Here is a 21198-nt window from a genome sequence, read left to right as displayed (position 1 = left end):
CGCCCCGGACTCGGTACGGGAACGGTTGCGGCTCGGTTGACGCAGGGGTGGGCCGCACCGGCGTACGGCCTGATCCGGCCGCTAACCTTACGTATCCGTCCTGGCCAGGGATGAATTCGCCCAGGTCGGACATTCCCCGCACCCAACTCATGCGAAAGGCCTCGCTCATGGGCATTCGGAGCTTGCTGCGTAAGGTGTTCGGCCGCACGGAGCAGGACGAGCCGACCACGGCCACCGTCCCGCCCCAGGCCGAGCGCACTCAGCCCAAGGAGACGGAACCGGAGACCACTTCGGCGGCCGGGCCCACGGCGGAGCCGAAGGCGTCGATCCCGGCGCCCGCCTCGCCCCCGTCCACGGAGGCTCCGTCGACGGCCCCCCTCTCCGACACCGCCACGGAGCGTGACGGCTCACCGGTCGCCGACCTGGTGGCGGAGGCGTTCGACAGGCCGGCCGCCGCCCCCGCGACGGCGACCGTCCCCGCCCAGGGGTCGGCCGGGGACGCCGCCCCGAAGGCGGAGAAGCCCGAGGAAGCGACCGCCGGTCCCGTCGCGCCCGGGGAGCCGGTGGCCTCCGGGACGCCTGCCGAGGCCGGGGCGGCGGAGGCCGGGGCGGAGGAGCGGGCGCCGATCACGATCGACCTCGACCTGGACGACGTCCGGGAGGCCGCACCGGAGCCGGAGCCCGCGCCGACCGAGGCGGAGGCGCCCTCCAAGGCGCCCGAGGCGGAGACCGAGGCGGAGGTCGAGGCGGAGACGCCTGCCGAGGACCTGGAGACTGAGACCAAGGCGGAGACGCCTGCAGAGACCCCGGAAGCCGAGGCCGCCCCCGAGCCGGCCCGGACCGAGGCCGCCCCCACCGCGGAGGCCCCCGCGTCCGAGCCCGCCGAGACCGAAGCCGAGGCCGCGTCCGAGCCCGTCGAGGCTGAGACCACCCCCGCCCCCGCCGCGGAGGCCGCGTCCGAGCCCGAGGCGAAGACCGAGGCGAAGACCGAGGCAGAGGCCGAGCCCACCGGCCCCGAGGTGAAGACCGGGGCGAAGACCGAGCCCACCGAGCCCGAGGCGACCGGAGCGAAGCCCGAGCCCGAGCCGGAGACCGCCCCCGGGCCTGCCCAGGCCGAGGCGGAAGCCACCGAGCCCGAGACGAAGACCGGGGCGGAGGCCACCCCCGAGCCTGCCCAGGCCGAGGCGGAGGCCACCCCCGAGCCCGCCGGGACCGAGGGCGAGACGGAGGCGAAGACCGCCCCCGAGCCCGCCGAGGCCCAGGCCGAGGCCGAGACGGAAGCCGAGGCCGCCCCCGAACCGGCCGCCGCGCCCCGCAAGTCCGCCACCACGCTCGCCAAGGTGACCTCGCGGGCTCCGCAGCTCGCCGGCCCCTACAAGGCCGCGCAGGCGGCGCTCAAGGCGCACGACCTGACCGGGTTCCGTGCCCGCGTCTACCTCGTGCTGGACCGCTCCGGCTCGATGCGGCCGTTCTACAAGGACGGCAGCGCCCAGCACCTGGGCGACCGGGCGCTCGCGCTCGCCGCGCACCTGGACGAGGACGCCGCCGTGCCGGTCGTCTTCTTCTCGACCGAGCTCGACGGCACCGGAACCCTCGAACTCTCCGGTCACGAGGGCCGCGTCGACGAACTGCACGCGGACCTCGGCCGCCTGGGCCGGACGCACTACGAACACGCCGTCGCGGAGGTCGTCGCCCACTACGAGAAGTCCGGGGCCGCCGGCCCGGCCCTCGTGATCTTCCAGACGGACGGCCCTCCGGACGCCAAGCAGCCCGCCCGCCAGGCCCTCGCCGACGCGGAGCGGCTGCCGCTGTTCTTCCAGTTCGTCGCCTTCGGCGACCCGGACGCGAAGGGTTTCGACTTCCTGCGGAAGCTCGACGCCCCGAACACCGGTTACTTCCACGCCGGAACGGCGCCCCGCGAGATCGCGGACGCCGAGCTCTACCGGGAAATCCTGGCCGGGCTGCCCGCCTGGACCGCCGCGCGCGGAGCCGGCGCCGAGGGCTGATCGGCCGGCAGCCGTACGGTCACGGCGAGCCCGCCGCCCCCCGGGCCCGGCCTCGCCGTGACCGTTCCGCCGTGGGCCACCGCGATCGACCGGACGATCGACAGCCCGAGCCCCGACCCGGGGCCCATCCGGTCCCGGCCCTCGCCCCGGCGGAACGGCTCGAAGAACCCCGCGATATCGGCCTCGGAGACCACCGGGCCGGTGTTGCGCACCAGCAGGACCCCCTCCCCGCTCAGCGACACCTCCACCGAGCCGCCGGGCACGTTGTACGTGACGGCGTTGGCCAGCAGGTTCGTCACCAGCTGAGCGAGCAGCAGCCGGTTGCCGCGTACGGAACAGGGGGCTGTCACGACCTTCACCGTCGGCCCGTCTTCCGCACCCGGCCTTCCCGGCGCGCCGCCCTCCGGCCCCGCGCCCCCCACCGCCGGATGCCGGGCCGCCTCCTCCCGGACCACCCGGTCCAGGAGGACCGTCTCGCGCTCGTCCGCGGCCAGCCCCCGTTCGCTGCGGGCCAGCACGAGCAGTCCCTCGATGAGCCGTTCGCTGCGCCGGTTGGTGTCCAGCAGGGTCTGCCGGGTGCGGACGAGATCCTCGGGCGAGGGGTCGTCCAGGCCGATCTGGATCGCCGCGCGCTGGGTGGCCAGCGGGGTCCGCAGCTCGTGCGAGGCGTTCGCGATGAACCTCCGCTGGCTGTCGAACGCCCGCTCCAGGCGGCCCAGCAGCGCGTCCAGCGTCTCCCCCAGCTCCTTCAGTTCGTCGTCGGGGCCGTTGGACGCGATCCCCTCGTGCAGGGTCCGCTCGGAGAGCCGGCGGGCCTTCGCGGTCATCTCGTGGACCGGCCGCAGCACCCGGCCCGCCGTCCACCAGCCGACCCCGACCGCGCCCGCCGTCATCACGAGCAGCGCGGCGAAGGACCAGTTCATGAGCTGCTTGCCCGCCGCGTCGCTGACGTGGTCGGTGAGTTCGTAGGCGGTGGACGACCCGGTGGAGCCGCGGGCGACGAAGGGACCGTTCACCGTGTACCCGGGCGGGGCGACGACCGCCGACGAGGCGATGGCCCGCGCCTCGGTCTCCGTACCGGCGCGGGAGGCCAGGTTGACGGTGGCCAGCAGGGCGGTGCCCAGGACCAGGAAGACGCCGCCGTACACGAGGGCGATGCGGGTCCGGATCGTCGAGTGCGGCAGCTTCGAGGCGGCCACCAGCCGCCGCAGGACGGACGGCCGCTTCACAGGGCGTACCCGACGTCCTGCACGGTGCGGATCAGCCCGGGCTCGCCGAGCTTGGAGCGGAGTTCGCCCACGCAGACGCGTACCGCGCCCGGGTGGGGCCGCCCCCGCTCGTACGGCAGGGGAGAGCGGGGAGAAGGGCCCGTGTGGGCGTCCCAGGCCCGCTCCAGCAGCTCCTCCGCGCTGACGGTGCCGCCGTCCGCCTCCAGGAGCAGCTGCAGCACGGTGAACTCCTTGGGCGACAGGTCCAGCTCCCGGCCGTCGCGCCGTGCGGAGCGCCGCACGGTGTCGAGCCGTATGCCGTGCCGCTCCAGCTGGGGCGGCACGGGGCGGTCGCTGCGCCGCCGCAGGGCGCGCACCCGGGAGACCAGTTCGGGGAACTCGAAGGGCTTGGTGACGTAGTCGTCGGCCCCGAGGTCGAGCCCGGCGACCCGGTCCTCCATGGCGCTGGAGGCGGTGAGCATCAGGATGCGGGTGCGGGAGCCCGAGGCGATCAGCCGGCGGGCCACGTCGTCGCCGTGCACCCGGGGCAGATCGCGGTCGAGCACCACGACGTCGTAGTCGTGCAGACCGAGATAGGCGAGGGCCGCGTCCCCGCTGTAGACCGTGTCGACCGCGAAGCCGGCCCGGCGCAGTCCGGTGGCGACCAGCTCCGCGAGGACCTCCTCGTCTTCGGCGACCAGTACCCGCATGGTGATGCCCCCTGCCTCGTGCACGGTTGCCCGCCCCCTCCCAGGATGCGACTTTCCTACGGTAACCAGGGGGCGGCGGATGTGCCGCACAGCTCTCCGCCCCGGGGCGGGCACCGCTCGACCGCGCTTTCCCCGGGCGGGCCCCGACCGCCGATGTGAGTACGCCGCTCCCCGGGGCCGTAGGATTTCCGCCATGGCGGCCACTGGATCCGAGAAGCAGGGGGCGAAGGCGTTCTACGTCTCGACCCCCATCTACTACGTCAACGACGCTCCTCACCTGGGCCACGCCTACACGACCGTCGCAGGCGACGTGCTCACACGCTGGCACCGCCAGCGTGGCGAGAAGGTGTGGTATCTCACCGGCACGGACGAGCACGGTCAGAAGATCATGCGCACCGCCGAGGCGAACGGCGTCACCCCTCAGGCGTGGGCGGACAAGCTCGTCGAGGAGGCGTGGAAGCCCCTCTGGGAGCACCTGGACATCGCCAACGACGACTTCATCCGGACCACGGAGAAGCGGCACACCGACCGGGTGCAGGAGTTCGTGCAGGACCTGTACGACAAGGGCGAGATCTACAAGGGCGGGTACGAGGGCCCGTACTGCGTGGGCTGCGAGGAGTACAAGCTCCCCGGCGACCTGATCGACGGCGAGGGCGACCTCGCCGGGCAGAAGCTGTGCCCGATCCACAAGAAGCCGGTGGAGCTCCTCAAGGAGGAGAACTACTTCTTCAAGCTCAGCGCGTACGGCCCGAAGCTGCTGGAGTTCTACGCGGCGAACCCGGACTTCATCCAGCCCGAGTCGGCGCGCAACGAGGTCGTGAACTTCGTCGAGCAGGGTCTCCAGGACCTGTCGATCTCGCGCTCCACCTTCGACTGGGGCGTCCCGGTGCCGTGGGACGACGAGCACGTCATCTACGTGTGGGTCGACGCCCTGCTCAACTACGCCACGGCCGTCGGCTACGGCGCCGACCAGGAGAAGTTCGACGGTACGTTCCCGGCGGACGTGCACCTGATCGGCAAGGACATCCTCCGCTTCCACTCGGTGATCTGGCCCGCCATGCTGATGGCGCAGGGCCTGCCGCTCCCCGGCAAGGTCGTCGCCAACGGCTGGCTGATGGTCGGCGGCGAGAAGATGTCGAAGTCGAACCTGACCGGCATCAAGCCGCAGGACCTGACGGCGCACTTCGGCGTGGACGCGTACCGCTGGTACTTCCTGCGGGCCATCGCGTACGGCAGCGACGGTTCGTTCTCCTGGGAGGACTTCTCGGCCCGCTACACCTCCGAGCTGGCCAACGACTACGGCAACCTCGCCTCGCGCGTGGCGGCGATGGTCGGCAAGTACTTCGGCGGCGCGCTGCCGGCGGACACGGCCGCCGGCGACGCCGAGCTGGCCGTGCGGGAGGGCCTGGCGAAGGCCGTCGCCACGGCCGACCGGAAGATCGGCGAGGAGCTGGACTTCCAGGGCGGCATCCTGGCGGTCTTCGACTTCGTGAAGCAGGTCAACGGCTACATCACGGAGCAGGAGCCGTGGAAGGTGGCCAAGGACACCTCCCCGGAGGGCCAGGCCCGCCTGGCGGCCGTCCTCTACACGGCGGCCGAGGCGCTGCGCGGGGTCGCGGTCCTGCTCAACCCGGTCATGCCGGAGACCTCGCGGAAGCTCTGGGAGTCGCTGGGCGCCGAGGAGTCCCTGGGCGCGCTGGCCGACCAGAGGGTCCAGGACGCGGGCACGTGGGGCGTCCTGCCCGTGGGCGCGACGGTGACGAAGGGCGCGGTGCTGTTCCCCCGCCTGGAGGAGAAGCCGGCGTAGCCGCCGTACGCACAGGAGCCCGGGACCACCGTCGTGGTCCCGGGCTCCTCGCGTCCGGGCCCGGTCTCACCGCCCCAGCGTCTCCGCGTCGCCCATGACGATCACCGGGTGCAGCGCCGGGTCCAGGGTGCGCAGGAGTTCCCGCATCCGGTCCTCCGGGACGGAGACGCAGCCCTGGGTGGGGCCGCCGTGGTCGACGTGGATCCAGATGCCGCCGCCGCGTTCGAGGCCGAGGGGGCGGGTGCGGTCGAGCGGGCTGACGCCTTCCGTGCGGTTGTAGTTGATCGCGACGACGTAGTCGAAGGAACCCTCCAGCGGCTCGCCGAAGAACCCCTCGCCGTCCACCGCGAACCGGGGGTGTTCGTCGTACGGGAGCAGAGCGCCCGGGTCGGGGAGGCGCCCGCCCGCATCGGTGAGGGTGTAGACGCCCGTGGGGGATCTCAGGTCGCCGGCCACGTGGTGGTCGGTCCACCCCTTCATGCCGTTGTGCGCGTCCCAGGGCCCGGCGGTGGGCTTCCATCCCTCGACCGGGTCCTCACGGCTGTAGAGGATCGCGCTGGACCGGTTGGCGTCGGCGTCCTCGCCGGTCACGACGAACACCTGCCGGGTCTCGGCGGGGATCTTCGCCAGGGTCTCCGGTCCCAGACCGGGGATCGCGGTGGGGGCCGGGGCGGGACTCCGCCCGGGGGCCGGGCCGGCATCCTGGCCGGACGAGGCCCGGCGTGCGGGCGCGGCGTCGGACTCCGGGCCCGCCGCCCCCCGCCCCGGCGCGCCCACGGGGGCCTTCGCGGGGGCGGGGTCCGAGGAGCAGCCGGTGAGCAGCAGGACCAGGGCGAGGAGCGGGGCGGCGAGCAGGGCCGGGGGGCGGCGCGGGACGGACACGGCGGATGGCTCCTCGGGGACGGCGGACGGCGCGGCACGCGGTGCGGTGGAGGTCTCTCGCTGCCAGTCTTTGCCGGGGCCGCCCCGGCCGAATCCGAACCGGGGCCATCCGGCTGTACCCCGTCGCCCCGCCGCCGCCGGCGGCCCTGCAACGAAACAGCCCCCGATCAGGTGATCGGGGGCTGTTTCACGTGAAACATCCGCAGGGCGGGGCGAGCGGTCCCTTCCGGACCGCCGCGTCCCCACGGACCGCCTACTCCGAGGCGGGCTTCTCCGCCGCAGACTTCTCCGCCGCGCTCTTGGCGGCCACCGGCTTGCGCAGCTGGATGTTCAGCTCCCGCAGACGGGACTCGTCCAGCTCGGTCGGGGCGCCCATCATCAGGTCCTGGGCGTTGCCGTTGAGCGGGAACGCGATCGTCTCGCGGATGTTCGGCTCGTCGGCGAGCAGCATTACGATGCGGTCGACGCCCGGGGCGATGCCGCCGTGCGGGGGAGCGCCCAGCCGGAACGCGCGGAGCATGCCCGCGAACTCGTGCTCCACGGTCTCGCGGTCGTAACCGGCGATCTCGAACGCCTTGAGCATCAGCTCGGGCTCGTGGTTGCGGATGGCGCCCGACGACAGCTCGATGCCGTTGCAGACGATGTCGTACTGCCAGGCCAGGATGTCGAGCGGGTCCTTCTCCTCCAGGTCGGCGAGGCCGCCCTGGGGCATCGAGAAGGGGTTGTGCGAGAAGTCGATCCGGCCGGTCTCCTCGTCCTTCTCGTACATCGGGAAGTCGACGATCCAGCAGAACCGGAAGACGCCCTCCTCGAAGTGGCCGGCGCGCTTGGCCGCCTCGACCCGGACCGCCGACATGATCTTGGAGACCTCGTCGAACTCGCCCGCGCCGAAGAAGACCGCGTGGCCCGGGACCAGCGAAAGGCGCTCGGTGAGCGTCTTGACGTCGGTCTCGGTGAGGAACTTGGCGATCGGACCGGCGAGCGTGCCGTCCTCGCCCACCCGCACCCAGGCCAGCCCCTTGGCGCCGTGCTCGACGGCGTACTCGCCCAGGCCGTCGAAGAACTTGCGGGACTGGCCCGCGGTGTCGGGGACGGGCAGCGCGCGGACGTGCTTGCCAGCGAACGCCTTGAACCCGGAGTCCGCGAAGACGTCCGAGATGTCGACGAGCTCCAGCTTGGCCCGCAGGTCCGGCTTGTCGTTGCCGTACTTCAGCATCGACTCGCGGAACGGGATGCGCGGGAACGGCGAGGTGACCTCGCGTCCGTTGCCGAACTCGGTGAAGAGCTCGGTCATCAGCTTCTCGATCGGCTGGAAGACGTCCTCCTGCTCGACGAAGGACATCTCCACGTCGAGCTGGTAGAACTCGCCCGGCGAGCGGTCCGCGCGGGCGTCCTCGTCGCGGAAGCAGGGCGCGATCTGGAAGTAGCGGTCGAAGCCCGAGATCATCAGCAGCTGCTTGAACTGCTGCGGGGCCTGCGGCAGCGCGTAGAACTTGCCGGGGTTCAGCCGGGACGGGACGACGAAGTCACGGGCGCCCTCGGGGGAGGTCGCGGTGAGGATCGGGGTCGCCATCTCGTTGAAGCCGAGCGCCACCATCTTGGAACGGATGGCGGCGATCACGGCCGAGCGCAGCATGATGTTGCGGTGCATGCGCTCGCGCCGCAGATCGAGGAAGCGGTACTCCAGCCGCCGCTCCTCGTTGACGCCGTCCTCGGTGTTGATCGTGAACGGCAGCGGGGCCGCCTCGCCGAGCACCTCGACCTCGGTGACCTCGATCTCGATCTCGCCGGTCGGCAGCTCCGGGTTGACGTTGTCGGCGCCGCGCGCGGAGACCTTGCCGTCGACGCGGACGACGGTCTCCTTGGTGAGCTTCGCCAGCGCCTCGTTGGCGGGCGTGCCGGGGCGAGCGACGAGCTGCACCAGACCGTAGTGGTCGCGCAGATCGATGAAGAGGATGCCGCCCAGGTCTCGGCGATTGTGCAGCCAGCCGCTCAGCCGGACGTCGGTGCCGACGTCAGAGGCGCGGAGCTCGCCGCAGGTGTGGGACCTGTACCGATGCATCGTCGTTCATCCAGTCTTCGCGGTTGGGGTGGATCGAGCCTCCCCAGGCTACCGTCCGGGACCGAGCCGCTTCATTTCCCTTACGCTCCGCAGCCGCGGCTCACCCGCCGTCGCCCCGCCCGGCCCCTCTCCGGCGCTCCTCCCTGCCTCCGCGCAGGCGGCGGGCCCTCGGTGGCGTCCACCGAGCAGATCTTCCTAAAGTGGGGCAATGCGCACCGAGGAAGTCCTGGCCGCCATCGCGACGGGCCTGTGGCGCTGGGACAACGCCGCCGGCACGGTCACGCTCGACGCGGAGGCGGCCCGGCTGGTCGGGCTGCCCGCCGAACCCGGCAGCTACCGGGAGGCCGCGGTGCGCTCCCGCTTCCACCCGGTCGACTGGAACGAGATCTACGCGGTGGTGAACCTCGCAGTGACCGAGGGGACCGTCGCCGAGGCGCGGTTGCGGATCGTGGACGAGCGCGGGCGGGTCCTCCGTACCGTGCGCAGCCGCTCCAAGCCGGTGGTCCTGCCGGGCCGGGAGGCCGGGAGCTACGTCCTCATCGGCACGCTCCAGGAGGTCGCCGAGCCGCAGCCCGGCTCCACCGCCGCGGCCCGTATGCCGGTCACCGGGGACTGGCGGCGGTCCCGGGAGGCGTTCCTGCTGGACGCCGGGCGGGCGCTGGCCGAGGCCCGGTCCACCGCGGAGGTGCTGCGGGTGGCCGGGTCGCTGTCCATGCCCGGCTTCTCCCCCGACGGCCTCGCGGTCTTCGGCTCCGCCGGGGAGCGGTTGACGATCATCGGGCACCACGGGCACAACGCGGGCGACGAGGAAGCCTTCACCGACATGGCGCTGGACACCGACTACCCGGCCGCCGAGGTCGTCCGCACCGGCCGCGCCATCTACCTCCCCTCCCCGGAGGAGTACCGCCGCCGCTATCCGGCCACCTGGCCGCTGGCCCGACGCTTCGGACGGCAGTCCTGGGCCTTCCTGCCGCTGGTGGCCTCCGGCCGCACGATGGGCGCGTGGATGGCCGGGTTCCGGCACCCGGTGGGGTTCTCGCCGGACGAGCGCGCGGTGCTCTCGACGGTCGCCCGGATGCTCGCCCAGGCCCTGGCGCGCGCGGGGGCGGCCGAGACGGAGCGCGAGCTGTCGCTCGGGCTCCAGCGCTCGATGATGCCGACCCTGGGCCCGGAGATCCCGGGAATGACGGCGGCCGCACGGTACGTGCCGACCGGCGGCGGCCTCCAGGTGGGCGGCGACTGGTACGACATGATCCCGCTCCCCAACGGCCGCATCGCCCTGGCCATCGGCGACGTCCAGGGCCATGACGTGCGGGCCGCCGGGCTGATGGGCCAGCTCCGGATCGCCCTGCGCGCCTACGCCTCCGAGGGGCACCGCCCCGACGCCGTGCTCGCCCGCGCCTCGCGCTTCCTGTCCGGGCTCGCCGACGCGGACGAGAGCGTCGAGGGTGATCCGGGGGCCACCGCGCCCCGCTTCGCGACCTGCCTGTACGCGGAGGTGGACCCGGAGAACGGCACCCTGGACATCGCCCGCGCGGGCCACCCCGACCCGGTGGTGGTCAGCGCCGACGGGACCGCGGTGATCCGGCAGACGGCCGGCGGACTGCCGCTGGGGATCGAGGCCGACTCCGACTACCCCACCACCCGGGTGGTCCTGGAACCCGGCGAAACGATCATGCTGTGCACGGACGGCCTCATCGAGACCGGCGGACACGACATGGCCACCGGTTGGACCCGGCTGCGCCCGGTCCTGGAGGAGCCCGTCGAGGACCTGGAGGAGATGGCCGACGCACTGGTCGGGGCCGTGCACGGCCCGTCCTCGCACTACACGACGGGACCGCTCGCGGACCGGCGGGAGGACGACATCGCGGTGCTGCTCCTGCGCCGCGAGAGCACTCCCACCCGCGCGGTCCCGCCGCGCCGCAGCGTCCTGACCATCGCGCAGGCCGAGCCCGAGCGGATCTCGGTCGGGCGGCAGCTCGTGCGCGAGCTGCTGCACGACTGGAGCGACCCCGAGCAGGTCGACTCGGCGGTCCTGATGGTCTCCGAGATGGCCACCAACGTGCTCGTCCACACGGACGGGGACGCTCTGATGGTGGCGGAGGTCTCCGGCGAACAGGGCGAGCGGCGGCTGCGCGTCGAGGTCGCCGACGCCAGCGACGAACTGCCGCACAAGCGACGACCGGGCGAGATGGCGTCCAGCGGGCGGGGGCTCGTGCTGATGGAGATGCTGGCGGACGCGTGGGGGGTCGACCCGCGCGGTGAGGGGAAGTCGATCTGGTTCGAGCTGTACGAGGCGGAGGGCCCGGGGGAACCGGAGGAACAGGGGAAGCCGGAGGAGGGGGAGGAGCCGGGGAAGCCGGGGGAACCGGAGGAGCCGGTGGGAGCGACCGCCTGAACCCGGGCTGTGGGCCCCCGGGGGCCTCAGGCCGCGGCTCCGGCCTGGCGGGGAGGGCGGGCTCACCGGCGCGACGGGTTCGTCCTCGGGCACCGGACGCGTCGGGGGGGCCGGGCCGCCGGCCCCGGCGTGCACGGCCCCGCCCCCGTCGTGGTTACGTCCTCAAGCGCCGGACGGCCCGGAGGAGGCGGGCGGGGCGGGTCCCCGCGTTCCGTCCGGGCCGTCTCCTGCGCGCAGTTCGCCCAGGATGCCGAAGGCCGCCGCGCACAGCGGTACCGCCAGCAGCATCCCGAGCAGGCCCGCCACGCTCGCTCCCGCCGCCAGCGCGATCATGACCATGGCCGGGTGCATCTGGACCGTACGGCTCTGGATCACCGGCTGGAGCACGTGGCCCTCCAGCGCCTGGACCGCGAGCACCACCCCCAGCGTCCACAGGGCGGTCGCGAGCCCCCGGTCGGCCAGCGCGACCAGGACGGCCACCGCACCGGAGACGAACGCCCCGAGGTACGGGATGTACGCACCGACGAACACCAGCGAGCCCAGCCCCAGCGCCCCGGGGACGTCCAGGATCAGCAGGCCCACCGTGATGCACACCGCATCGATCAGGGCGATGAACGTGGTGCCGCGCATGAACCCCTGGACGGCCTCGAACGCCCGGCGGCCCATGGCCTCGACCAGGTCCCCGGTGCCGCGCGGGGCGACGGTGTGGGCCAGGTGGGCCGCCCGGTCCGAGTCGCGCAGGAAGAAGAAGGTCAGCAGCAGGGCCAGCACGCTCGTCGCCACCAGCGAACCGACCAGGCTGATACCGCTGAGCAGACCCCCCGCCGCGCTCGCCCCGAACTTTCCCACCAGGCTCTTCGCGTTGTCGGCCAGGTCGTCGACGTCCGTGGTCCCGCCGATGTCCAGATGGTCGACGACCCACTGACCGGCGTCCTTCAGCGAGGCGACGATCTGGTCGCCGGAGTCGATGAGCGTGGTGACCACGATGTACCCGGCGCCGCCGACCACCGCGACGAGGGCCACGCAGGTCAGCCCGGCGGCCAGCGACCGGTTCAGCCGGCGGGCGATCAGCCATCGGTGGACGGGCCCGAGCAGGGCGGTGCCGAGCAGCGCGAGCAGGACCGGGGTGACCGCCGCCTTCAGGACGACGATCAGCCAGACCACCACGGCGGCCACGCCCACCACGAGCAGGACGACACCGCACCAGGCGGCCGCCCTGCGGGCGCTCTGCGGGAGGAGGGGCTGGGGTGCGGACACCCTTCCACCCGATCACGGGGTGTGGGGACGGGCCCGCCCGCACACCCCGTACGGGTGACAGCTCGTCACATGCCGTGGACCGCCGGGACCGTGCCGAGCCGGCCGGCCTGGAAGTCCTCGAAAGCCTGCTTGAGCTCGGCCTGACTGTTCATCACGAACGGCCCGTAGTGCGCCATCGGCTCCCGGATCGGGCGTCCGCCGAGGAGCACGACCTCCAGGTCCGGGGTGTGGCCGTCCTGCCGCTCGTCCGCGCGGACGGTCAGCGAGCCGCCGCTCCCGAAGACCGCGGTCTGCCCCATCGCGATCGGGCGGCGCTCCGCGCCGACCGTGCCGCGCCCGGCCAGGACGTACGCGAGGCCGTTGAAGTCCTCGCGCCAGGGCAGGACCGCCTCCGCGCCGGGCCGGACGGTGGCGTGGATCATCGTGATCGGGGTGTGGGTAATGCCGGGGCCCCGGTGGCCGTCCAGTTCACCCGCGATGACCCGCAGCAGCGCGCCGCCGTCGGGCGAGGCGAGGAGCTGGACCTCACCGCCGCGGATGTCCTGGTAGCGGGGGTTCATCATCTTGTCGGCCTTGGGCAGGTTCACCCAGAGCTGGAGGCCGTGGAAGAGGCCGCCGGACATGACGAGCGACTCCGGCGGGGCCTCGATGTGCAGCAGGCCCGATCCGGCGGTCATCCACTGGGTGTCCCCGTTCTCGATCGTGCCGCCGCCGCCGTTGGAGTCCTGGTGGATGAAGCTCCCGTCGATCAGGTACGTCACGGTCTCGAAGCCGCGGTGCGGGTGCCAGGGGGTCCCCTTCGGCTCGCCGGCCGCGTACTCCACCTCACCCATCTGGTCCATCATGATGAACGGGTCGAGGTGCCGGTAGTTGATGCCCGCGAAGGCGCGGCGGACGGGGAAGCCCTCGCCCTCGAAGCCGGTCGGCGCGGTCGTCACGGCGAGCACGGGCCGCGCCGCGGCGTTCTCCGGGGCGGCCACCTTGGGCAGGGTCAGCGGGTTGTCGACGGTCACTGCGGGCATGGGGGCCACCTCCGGGCGAGTGTTCTGCGATCAATTTAGTTGAACGATGAACATCTTGCAAGGCGTCGCGCATTCCCGGGGCCCCGCCACGACGGCACGAGGGCCCGCGCCGAGTCGGCGCGGGCCCTCGTCCCGCAGAAGAAACCGCAGGCCGGCGACGAGCCGGCCCGGAACCCCTACCCGTACATCCGGCGCATCGCGAAGTCGACCATCTGCTCGACCGCCTTGGCGTCGAAGACCATCCGGTGGTCGCCCTCCATGTCGAGGACGAAGCCGTACCCCGTCGGCAGCAGGTCGATCACCTCGGCCCCGGTGATCACGAAGTACTTGGACTCCTTGCCCGCGTACCGCCGCAGCTCCTTGAGCGTGGTGAACATCGGGATCACCGGCTGCTGCGTGTTGTGCAGCGCCAGGAAGCCGGGGTTGTCGCCGCGCGGGCAGTAGACCTTCGACGTCGCGAAGATCTGCTGGAAGTCCTCGGCGGAGAGGGAGCCGGTGGTGAAGGCCCGTACCGCGTCGGCCAGGGAGGGCGGCGACGGTTCGGGATACAGCGGCTGCTCCCCGTAGCCGCCGCCCATCTGACCCATCTGGCCCATCTGACCCATCTGCTGCTGAGCACCAGGGTTCTGGTCGTAGCCGTACATGCCGCAAAGAGTAATCGGACACATCTGCGGCTTGAGGGGTTGCGCCTTATTACTGACGGGTAGCATCATCGGAGGGGTCAGCTGACCGACCCATGTCTGCCTGTCGCCCGACCCGCATCTCCCCGGGGCGCCGCGCGCCACTGCTATTGATTACGGAGCCTTCCCATGGGGCACTACAAGTCGAATCTCCGCGACATCGAGTTCAACCTCTTCGAGGTCCTCGGGCGCGACAAGGTGTACGGCACCGGTCCGTTCGGTGAGATGGACGTCGACACCGCGAAGAGCATCCTGGAAGAGATCGCGCGCCTCGCCGAGAACGAGCTCGCCGACTCCTACGCCGACGCCGACCGCAACCCGCCGGTCTTCGACCCGGAGACCAAGACCGCCCCGGTCCCGGCGAGCTTCCGGAAGTCCTACCAGGCGTTCATGGACTCCGAGTACTGGCGCCTGGGCCTGCCGGAGGAGATCGGCGGCACGACCTCCCCGCGCTCCCTGATCTGGGGCTACGCGGAGCTGCTGCTCGGCTCGAACCCGGCCGTGTGGATGTACTCCTCCGGCCCGGCCTTCGCCGGCATCCTCTTCGACGAGGGCAACGAGGAGCAGAAGAAGATCGCGGAGATCGCCGTCGAGAAGCAGTGGGGCTCGACGATGGTGCTGACCGAGCCGGACGCCGGCTCGGACGTCGGCGCCGGCCGGACGAAGGCCGTGCGGCAGGAGGACGGCTCCTGGCACATCGAGGGCGTGAAGCGCTTCATCACCTCGGGCGAGCACGACATGTCCGAGAACATCATCCACTACGTGCTCGCCCGCCCCGAGGGCGCCGGACCGGGCACCAAGGGCCTCTCCCTCTTCATGGTCCCGAAGTTCCACTTCGACTGGACCACCGGCGAGCTGGGCGAGCGCAACGGCGTGTACGCCACCAACGTCGAGCACAAGATGGGCCTCAAGGCGTCCAACACCTGCGAGATGACGTTCGGCGACCAGCACCCCGCCAAGGGCTGGCTGATCGGCGACAAGCACGACGGCATCCGCCAGATGTTCCGCATCATCGAGTTCGCCCGCATGATGGTCGGCACGAAGGCCATCGCCACCCTCTCCACGGGCTACCTGAACGCGCTGGAGTACGCCAAGGAGCGCGTCCAGGGCCCCGACCTGGCGAACTTCATGGACAAGACCGCGCCCAAGGTCACCATCACCCACCACCCCGACGTGCGCCGCTCGCTCATGACGCAGAAGGCGTACGCCGAGGGCATGCGCTCCCTCGTGCTGTACACGGCCGCCGTCCAGGACGCGATCCAGGAGAAGGAGGCCGCGGGCGAGGACGCCAAGGCGCTGAACGGCCTCAACGACCTGCTGCTGCCGATCGTGAAGGGCTACGGCTCCGAGAAGTCCTACGAGCAGCTCGCGCAGTCGCTCCAGACCTTCGGCGGCTCCGGCTACCTCCAGGAGTACCCGGTCGAGCAGTACATCCGGGACGCCAAGATCGACACCCTCTACGAGGGCACCACGGCGATCCAGGGCCAGGACTTCTTCTTCCGCAAGATCGTCCGCGACCAGGGCGCCTCGCTCAACACGCTCTCCGAGGAGATCAAGAAGTTCCTCGCCGAGGCCCAGGGCAACGAGGAGCTGGCCCCGGCGCTGGACTCGCTCGCCAAGGCCGCCGTGGACCTGGAGGCGATCGTCGGCACGATGATCACCGACCTCACCGCGACCGGCGAGGACGTCAAGAACATCTACAAGGTGGGCCTCAACACCACCCGCCTGCTGATGGCGTCCGGCGACGTCGTCGTCGGCTACCTGCTGCTCAAGGGCGCGGCGGTCGCCGCGGAGAAGCTGCCGACCGCCTCCGCCAAGGACACCGCCTTCTACCAGGGCAAGATCGCCGCCGCGAAGTTCTTCGCCGCCAACGTCCTGCCCGGCGTCTCGACCGAGCGCGCGCTCGCCGAGGCCGTGGACAACTCCCTGATGGAGCTGGACGAGGCCGCGTTCTAGGACCGCCCGCCCGCTCGGTATGTCACCCCGGCGCCGCCATCCGAATCCTTTCGGGTGGCGGCGCCGTCGTATCGGCTGGGTACGCTGACCGCGACCGGGACACCGAGCCGCACCAGTACGCGGCGGCGGGCGTCCAGCACTGCCGGCTCGTCGAGATGACCGGCGAAAACGACCGGCCCATGGTCATCACCTACGAGCTCGACCCCGTCGACAAGGCGTACGTCTCCACCGGCGTCCACCACGACCGGCTCAAGCTCTCCGCCCCGTACGACATCGACATCGACATCGGCCTGACCGCGATCGACGAGCTGCGGGCCGGGCGTCCGCCGGACCGGTGATCCCGTGGTCACCGGATACCGGATTCCGCTTCCTCGTTACAGTGAAGAACATGAGTTCCCCTCTCCGGTTCGACCGCGCCCACACCGATGACCTGATGTCCTACCTGGCGGCCAGCCCGTCCCCGTACCACGCCGTGGCGAACGCCGCCGCCCGGCTGGAGGAGGCAGGGTTCCGGCAGGTCGAGGAGACCGCCGCCTGGGACGCGTCGGCCGGCGGGAAGTACGTGCTGCGCGGCGGGGCCATCGTCGCCTGGTATGTGCCGGAGGGCGCCGAGGCGCACACCCCGTTCCGGATCGCCGGGGCGCACACCGACTCCCCCAACCTGCGGGTGAAGCCGCTGCCCGACACCGGGGCGCACGGCTGGCGTCAGATCGCCGTCGAGGTCTACGGCGGCACCCTGCTCAACACCTGGCTCGACCGGGACCTCGGTCTGGCCGGCCGGATCTCGCTGCGCGACGGCACCCACCGGCTGGTCAACATCGACCGGGCGCTGCTGCGGGTGCCGCAGCTGGCCGTGCACCTGGACCGGTCGGCCAACACCGACGGCCTGAAGCTCGACCGGCAGAAGCACATGCAGCCGATCTGGGGGCTCGGCGACGTCGAGGAGGGCGACCTGATCCGGTTCGTCGCCGAGGAGGCGGGCGTCGACGCGGAGGACGTCACCGGCTGGGACCTGATGCCCCACGCCATCGAGCCGCCCTCCTACCTGGGCCGGGACCGGGAGCTGCTGGCCGGCCCCCGGATGGACAACCTGCTCTCGGTGCACGCCGCGACCGCCGCCCTGGCCGCCGTCGCCGGGCAGAGCGACGCCGACATCCCGTACATCCCGGTGCTCGCCGCCTTCGACCACGAGGAGAACGGCTCCCAGTCCGACACCGGGGCCGACGGGCCGCTGCTGGGCTCGGTGCTGGAGCGTTCGGTGTTCGCGCGCGGCGGCACGTACGAGGACCGCGCCCGCGCCTTCGCCGGCACCGTCTGCCTCTCCTCCGACACCGGTCACGCCGTGCACCCCAACTACGCGGAGCGGCACGATCCGACGCACCACCCGGTCGCCAACGGCGGACCGATCCTCAAGGTCAACGTCAACATGCGGTACGCCACCGACGGCAGCGGGCGCGCGGTGTTCGCCGCCGCCTGCGAGAAGGCGGGCGTGCCGTGGCAGAGCTTCGTCTCCAACAACGCCATGCCCTGCGGCACCACGATCGGTCCGATCACCGCCGCCCGGCACGGCATCCAGACCGTGGACATCGGCGTGGCGATCCTCTCGATGCACAGCGCCCGTGAGCTGTGCGGCGCGGACGACCCGTACCTGCTGGCGAACGCGCTGACCGCGTTCCTCGCCGGCTGACCCGAGGACGCCCCACCGCCTCCTCGCCCCCGGTCGGGAAGGTGCAACCTCCCGCGCGCACATGGTTGTTGCCGGGCCGGGTACGCGATCCGTACACCGGCTCGGACCCCCCGGGCGGTCGAGGAGGCGGAAGTCATGGGACTCGGAGGATGCATTCTCCTGATCGGTGCCGGCGCGATCCTGGCGTTCGCCACCGACTGGCAGGTCGACTCGGTCAACGTCGACCTGGTCGGATGGATCATGATGCTCGTCGGCCTCATCGGGGTCTTCGTGTACATGAGCATCGCGCGGCGCCGCCGGATGGTCGTGCCGCCCACCACCACCGTCGTCGCGGACGACGAACAGCGCTACCACTGACGGCCCGCGGCGGCGAACGGCCCGGCCGGCCGAGCGTCGCCGCCGGGCGGGCGGCCCGGTGCCGGCCCCGCGGAGATCCCGATATTCTGGGACGGATCCCGCGCCCCCACCGTGGGTGCGCCCCGCCCCGAAGAGGAGCCGTTCGTGGAGTTCCGGCTGCTCGGCACGGTCGCCGTGGAAACGCACACCGGACCGCTGCCGCTGGGGCCCGCCAAACGGCGCAGCCTGCTCGCCGCGCTGCTGCTGTCCGCCAACACCCCGGTCTCCATCGGCCGGCTGATGGACTCCCTGTGGGACGACACCCCGCCGCTGCAGGCCCGCAGTGTCATCCAGGGCCATGTGTCGCGCCTGCGCGCCCTGCTGGTGGGCGCGGACGCGGAGGCGTACGGGGTCGAGCTGGTCACCCTCGGTGACGCGTACGTGCTGCGGGTTCCCGAGACGCTGGTGGACGCGCAGCGGTTCGAAGAACTGCTGATGCTGGCGCGGGAGCAGCGCAGCCCGGCGGACACCGTGCTGATGCTGAAGGAGGCCCTGTCCCACTGGCAGGGCCCCGCCCTCAGCGGGGCGTTCGCCGGTCCCCCGCTCCGGGCCGCCGCGCACTCCCTGGAGGAGTCGCGGCTGGCGACGGTCGAGCTGCTGGCCCGTACGTACGGCACCCTGGGCGAGCACCACCGCGCGGCGGCCCTGCTGGCGGCGGAGACCTCGGCGCACCCGTTGCGGGAGTCGCTGGCCGCCGAGCTGATGCTGGCGCTGTACCGGGCGGGGCGCCAGTCGGAGGCCCTGGACCGTTTCCACCGCACCAGGCGGCTCCTCGCCGACGAACTGGGCATCGACCCCGGGCCCAAGCTCGCCGACGCCTACGCGCTGATCCTGCGCGGCGACCCGGTGCCCACGGCCGCCGCCCCGGCGGCCCGTACCGGGGCTCCGCCGGCCCCGTCCCGCTCCGCGTCCTCCTCCGCCGGGGCCGCCGAGGCCCCGGCCGGGCCGCCCGTCGCCGTCGCCGACGCGCCATCGGGCGGCGGCGGCACGGCGGAGACGCCCCCCGCCGCCCCGCGCCCCTGGCCCGCCGCACCCGCGGTGCATCCCGCCGACCCCCTCCCCGTCGACCTGCTCCCCCGGGCCCCCCGCGGCTTCCAGGGGCGCACCGCCGAGCTGGCCGCGCTCACCCGGGCGGCGGCGGGCGAGTCGCCCGTCTGCCTGGTCACCGGCCCCGCCGGGGTCGGCAAGACCGCCCTGGCGCTCCAGTGGGCGCACCGCAACGACGCGCTCTTCCCGGACGGGCGCCTCTTCGCGGACCTGCGCGGGTTCAGCGAGGCCGGCGAGCCCCTGCTCGTCGACGTCCTGCGGGAGTTCCTGCTCGCGCTCGGCCTCCCGCCGCGCCGGATCCCGGAATCCGCCCCGGCGGCCGCCGCGCTCTTCCGTTCGCTGACCGACCGGCGCAGGCTGCTGGTCGTCCTCGACAACGTCCGCGATTCCGCCGCCGTCCGGACGCTGCTTCCGGGCGGCGCGGACTGCGTCACGCTCGTCACCAGCCGGCACCGGCTGGAAGGGCTGATCGCCTCGGACGCCGCCCGGCCCGTCCCGCTCGACACACTGGAGGCCGACGACGGCACGGCGCTGCTCGCCGGGGTGCTGGGGGAGGAGCGGGTCCTCGCCGAACCGGTGGCGGCCCGTCGGCTCGCCGAACTCTGCGGCGGGCTGCCGCTCGCGCTGCGCGTCACCGCCGCCCGGCTGGCGGGGCGGCCCCGGTGGACGCTGGCCGCCCTCGCCGACGAACTGGCCGACGAGCGCCGTCGGCTGGCGTGCCTCGACGTGGACGACACGGGCGTCGCAGCCGCGCTGCGGCTGACCGTCCAGCACCTCCCGCCGGACGCCGTCCACCACTTCGCACGGCTCGGGCACCACCCCGGCGGCTCTGTCGACCCGTACGCGGCGGCCGCGCTGGCGGGGACGGACCCGGTGGTCGCGGCGGCGGCCCTGGAGCGGCTGTCCGACGCCCACCTGGTCGCCGAGACGGCCCCGGGCCGGTGGGTCCTGCACGACCTGGTACGCCTCTACGCTCGGGGCCTCGACCCCGCCTCCGCGCACGAGGCACTCCTCGGGGTGCTCGACCACTGCATCGCCACCGCGCTGGCCGCCGCCGACACGGCGGAGCCCGGCGGCGAGTCCTGCTTCGTCCTGCCGGACGGCTTCCGCCGGCCCACCGCCGTACGGGACTTCACCGGCCGGGACGAGGCGATGCGCTGGCTGGCCGGCGAGCGGGACAACCTGGCGCTGGCGGCCCAGGCGGCGCGGGAGGCGGGCCTGGAGGACCGGGCCTGGCGGATCATCCTGCTCCAGTGGCCGCAGGTGGTGTGGCGGGTACGGGACAACTGGGCGCCGCTGCTGGAGCTGGCCCTGGAGTCGGCCCGCGCGGGAAAGGACGCGTACGCCGAATCGAGGGTGCTCACGCTGCTGGGCTGGGTGCTGACGGAGGAGGGCCGGACCGCCGAGGCCGCGGACCTGCTGGAGCGCTCGCCGCAGCTCGCCCGGGAGGCCGGCGACCCGCTGGGCGAGGCGACCGCGCTGGTCAACCTGGCGGTCGTCCAGGCCGAGCTGGGCGAGTTGCCGACCGCGTCGGAGAACTGCGTCCGCGCCGTGGAGCTGGCCCGCCGGGAGGAGGACCGGCACACCGAGATGCTCGCCCTCCAGCATCTGGCGCGGATGCGGCTCACCGCGCGCCGCCCGGAGGAGGCGCTGGCCTGTGCGCGGACCGCGCTCGACCTGGGCCCCGAGCACGAGGAGGCCGCGCGCCGGTCGCTGCTGCTGGCGATCTGCGGCGAGGCCCGTCTGGCGCTGGGCGAGGAGGAGGACGGCATCCGGCTGCTGGACCGGGCCGCGCGGGAGGCGGAGGACGCCGGTTACGACGAGGGCGCGGTGCGGGCGCTGGAGGTCCTGCTGCGCACCACGGCCGACCCCTCCTACCGCGTACGCCACGAGCGGTCCGCGCTCCGCCTCGCCACCGCGCCCTGAGCCGCGCCGGCCGGCACTCCCGCAGGTGGAAGAGGGGCCGCCGGGGTGGAGCGAGGAAATTCGAGGGCGTCAGCCGAACGTCAGCGGGACGCCACCGGAACGTGAGCGGGGCCGCCCAGACTCCTACCTGTCAGCAGCTCACCGGCCGCTTCAC

At 72.8% G+C, this 21198-nt stretch carries 15 protein-coding genes; 8 read left to right on the top strand and 7 right to left on the bottom strand.

The features are described 5' to 3' along the window. Window positions 1–167: 167 nt before the first annotated feature. Window positions 168–2006: a VWA domain-containing protein gene (locus tag AMK24_RS13320; RefSeq protein ID WP_073768906.1), complete on the top strand. Its 1839-nt coding sequence runs from the start codon at window positions 168–170 to the stop codon at window positions 2004–2006. Here the strand turns inward: AMK24_RS13320 and AMK24_RS13315 are convergent. Both AMK24_RS13315 and AMK24_RS13310 read right to left on the bottom strand, forming a co-directional pair. Next, window positions 1940–3235 (bottom strand): sensor histidine kinase, encoded by a 1296-nt coding sequence (locus AMK24_RS13315; RefSeq protein ID WP_073768359.1) that lies wholly within the window; start codon window positions 3233–3235, stop codon window positions 1940–1942. The two genes, AMK24_RS13320 and AMK24_RS13315, sit on opposite strands and share 67 nt — an antisense overlap. Further along, complete coding sequence (locus AMK24_RS13310; RefSeq protein WP_073768905.1) at window positions 3232–3924, bottom strand: response regulator transcription factor; 693 nt, start codon at window positions 3922–3924, stop codon at window positions 3232–3234. The genes AMK24_RS13315 and AMK24_RS13310 overlap by 4 nt, the downstream gene beginning before the upstream one ends. A 193-nt stretch (window positions 3925–4117) precedes the next feature. Here AMK24_RS13310 and metG point away from each other — a divergent pair, with 193 nt between their 5' ends. Continuing rightward, window positions 4118–5731 carry a methionine--tRNA ligase gene (gene metG / locus AMK24_RS13305; protein WP_073768357.1) on the top strand — a complete coding sequence of 538 codons (1614 nt, stop codon included), beginning with the start codon at window positions 4118–4120 and terminating at the stop codon, window positions 5729–5731. Between the two features lie 66 nt (window positions 5732–5797). Here metG and AMK24_RS13300 read toward each other — a convergent pair whose 3' ends face one another. Together AMK24_RS13300 and aspS are read right to left on the bottom strand one after the other, a co-directional pair. Further along, window positions 5798–6613, bottom strand: coding sequence for a L,D-transpeptidase family protein (locus AMK24_RS13300; RefSeq protein ID WP_073768355.1), 816 nt, complete (start codon window positions 6611–6613; stop codon window positions 5798–5800). A 253-nt stretch (window positions 6614–6866) separates the two neighbouring features. Then, the gene (gene aspS, locus AMK24_RS13295) at window positions 6867–8675 is read right to left on the bottom strand and encodes an aspartate--tRNA ligase (RefSeq protein ID WP_073768353.1); all 1809 of its coding nucleotides are present in this window, start codon (window positions 8673–8675) and stop codon (window positions 6867–6869) included. A 208-nt stretch (window positions 8676–8883) separates the two neighbouring features. Here aspS and AMK24_RS13290 point away from each other — a divergent pair, with 208 nt between their 5' ends. Further along, entirely contained in the window at window positions 8884–11073 is a 2190-nt protein-coding gene (locus AMK24_RS13290) for an ATP-binding SpoIIE family protein phosphatase (protein ID WP_079190499.1), read from the top strand. Window positions 11074–11235: 162 nt separating this feature from the next. Here the strand turns inward: AMK24_RS13290 and AMK24_RS13285 are convergent, their stop codons facing one another. From AMK24_RS13285 to AMK24_RS13275, 3 genes are all read right to left on the bottom strand, one after another. Continuing rightward, window positions 11236–12330, bottom strand: coding sequence for an AI-2E family transporter (locus tag AMK24_RS13285; protein ID WP_073768351.1), 1095 nt, complete (start codon window positions 12328–12330; stop codon window positions 11236–11238). Window positions 12331–12395: 65 nt separating this feature from the next. Next, window positions 12396–13352 carry a pirin family protein gene (locus tag AMK24_RS13280; RefSeq protein WP_073768349.1) on the bottom strand — a complete coding sequence of 319 codons (957 nt, stop codon included), beginning with the start codon at window positions 13350–13352 and terminating at the stop codon, window positions 12396–12398. A gap of 176 nt (window positions 13353–13528) precedes the next feature. Beyond that, entirely contained in the window at window positions 13529–13996 is a 468-nt protein-coding gene (locus tag AMK24_RS13275) for an SseB family protein (protein WP_006125898.1), read from the bottom strand. A 165-nt stretch (window positions 13997–14161) separates the two neighbouring features. On the opposite strand from AMK24_RS13275, the gene AMK24_RS13270 reads away from it, so the two are divergent. From AMK24_RS13270 to AMK24_RS13250, 5 genes are all read left to right on the top strand, one after another. Then, window positions 14162–15988 carry an acyl-CoA dehydrogenase gene (locus AMK24_RS13270; protein ID WP_073768347.1) on the top strand — a complete coding sequence of 609 codons (1827 nt, stop codon included), beginning with the start codon at window positions 14162–14164 and terminating at the stop codon, window positions 15986–15988. A gap of 155 nt (window positions 15989–16143) precedes the next feature. Further along, window positions 16144–16326: a hypothetical protein gene (locus tag AMK24_RS13265; RefSeq protein WP_242435139.1), complete on the top strand. Its 183-nt coding sequence runs from the start codon at window positions 16144–16146 to the stop codon at window positions 16324–16326. Window positions 16327–16376: 50 nt separating this feature from the next. Then, the gene (locus tag AMK24_RS13260) at window positions 16377–17675 is read left to right on the top strand and encodes a M18 family aminopeptidase (protein ID WP_073768904.1); all 1299 of its coding nucleotides are present in this window, start codon (window positions 16377–16379) and stop codon (window positions 17673–17675) included. 135 nt (window positions 17676–17810) lie between these two features. Next, window positions 17811–18032: a DUF6458 family protein gene (locus AMK24_RS13255; protein ID WP_073768345.1), complete on the top strand. Its 222-nt coding sequence runs from the start codon at window positions 17811–17813 to the stop codon at window positions 18030–18032. 144 nt (window positions 18033–18176) lie between these two features. After that, window positions 18177–21044, top strand: a complete 2868-nt coding sequence (locus AMK24_RS13250; RefSeq protein WP_073768343.1) for an AfsR/SARP family transcriptional regulator — start codon at window positions 18177–18179, stop codon at window positions 21042–21044. Window positions 21045–21198 lie beyond the last annotated feature (154 nt).

Origin of the sequence: Streptomyces sp. CB02366 (assembly GCF_001905905.1) — a bacterium.
GTDB lineage: Bacteria > Actinomycetota > Actinomycetes > Streptomycetales > Streptomycetaceae > Streptomyces.
Note: the sequence above shows the minus strand (reverse complement) of the source record. Positions and strands in the feature narration are given on the sequence as shown.

What these genes read in the sequence shown, in the direction of transcription:
- AMK24_RS13260 (WP_073768904.1), top strand. Translation starts at nt 16,377, where the DNA reads ATGAGTTCCCCTCTCCGGTTCGACCGCGCCCACACCGATGACCTGATG.
- aspS (WP_073768353.1), bottom strand. Translation starts at nt 8,675, where the DNA reads ATGCATCGGTACAGGTCCCACACCTGCGGCGAGCTCCGCGCCTCTGAC.
- metG (WP_073768357.1), top strand. Translation starts at nt 4,118, where the DNA reads ATGGCGGCCACTGGATCCGAGAAGCAGGGGGCGAAGGCGTTCTACGTC.
- AMK24_RS13270 (WP_073768347.1), top strand. Translation starts at nt 14,162, where the DNA reads ATGGGGCACTACAAGTCGAATCTCCGCGACATCGAGTTCAACCTCTTC.
- AMK24_RS13265 (WP_242435139.1), top strand. Translation starts at nt 16,144, where the DNA reads ATGACCGGCGAAAACGACCGGCCCATGGTCATCACCTACGAGCTCGAC.
- AMK24_RS13280 (WP_073768349.1), bottom strand. Translation starts at nt 13,352, where the DNA reads ATGCCCGCAGTGACCGTCGACAACCCGCTGACCCTGCCCAAGGTGGCC.
- AMK24_RS13320 (WP_073768906.1), top strand. Translation starts at nt 168, where the DNA reads ATGGGCATTCGGAGCTTGCTGCGTAAGGTGTTCGGCCGCACGGAGCAG.
- AMK24_RS13310 (WP_073768905.1), bottom strand. Translation starts at nt 3,924, where the DNA reads ATGCGGGTACTGGTCGCCGAAGACGAGGAGGTCCTCGCGGAGCTGGTC.
- AMK24_RS13275 (WP_006125898.1), bottom strand. Translation starts at nt 13,996, where the DNA reads ATGTACGGCTACGACCAGAACCCTGGTGCTCAGCAGCAGATGGGTCAG.
- AMK24_RS13290 (WP_079190499.1), top strand. Translation starts at nt 8,884, where the DNA reads ATGCGCACCGAGGAAGTCCTGGCCGCCATCGCGACGGGCCTGTGGCGC.
- AMK24_RS13255 (WP_073768345.1), top strand. Translation starts at nt 17,811, where the DNA reads ATGGGACTCGGAGGATGCATTCTCCTGATCGGTGCCGGCGCGATCCTG.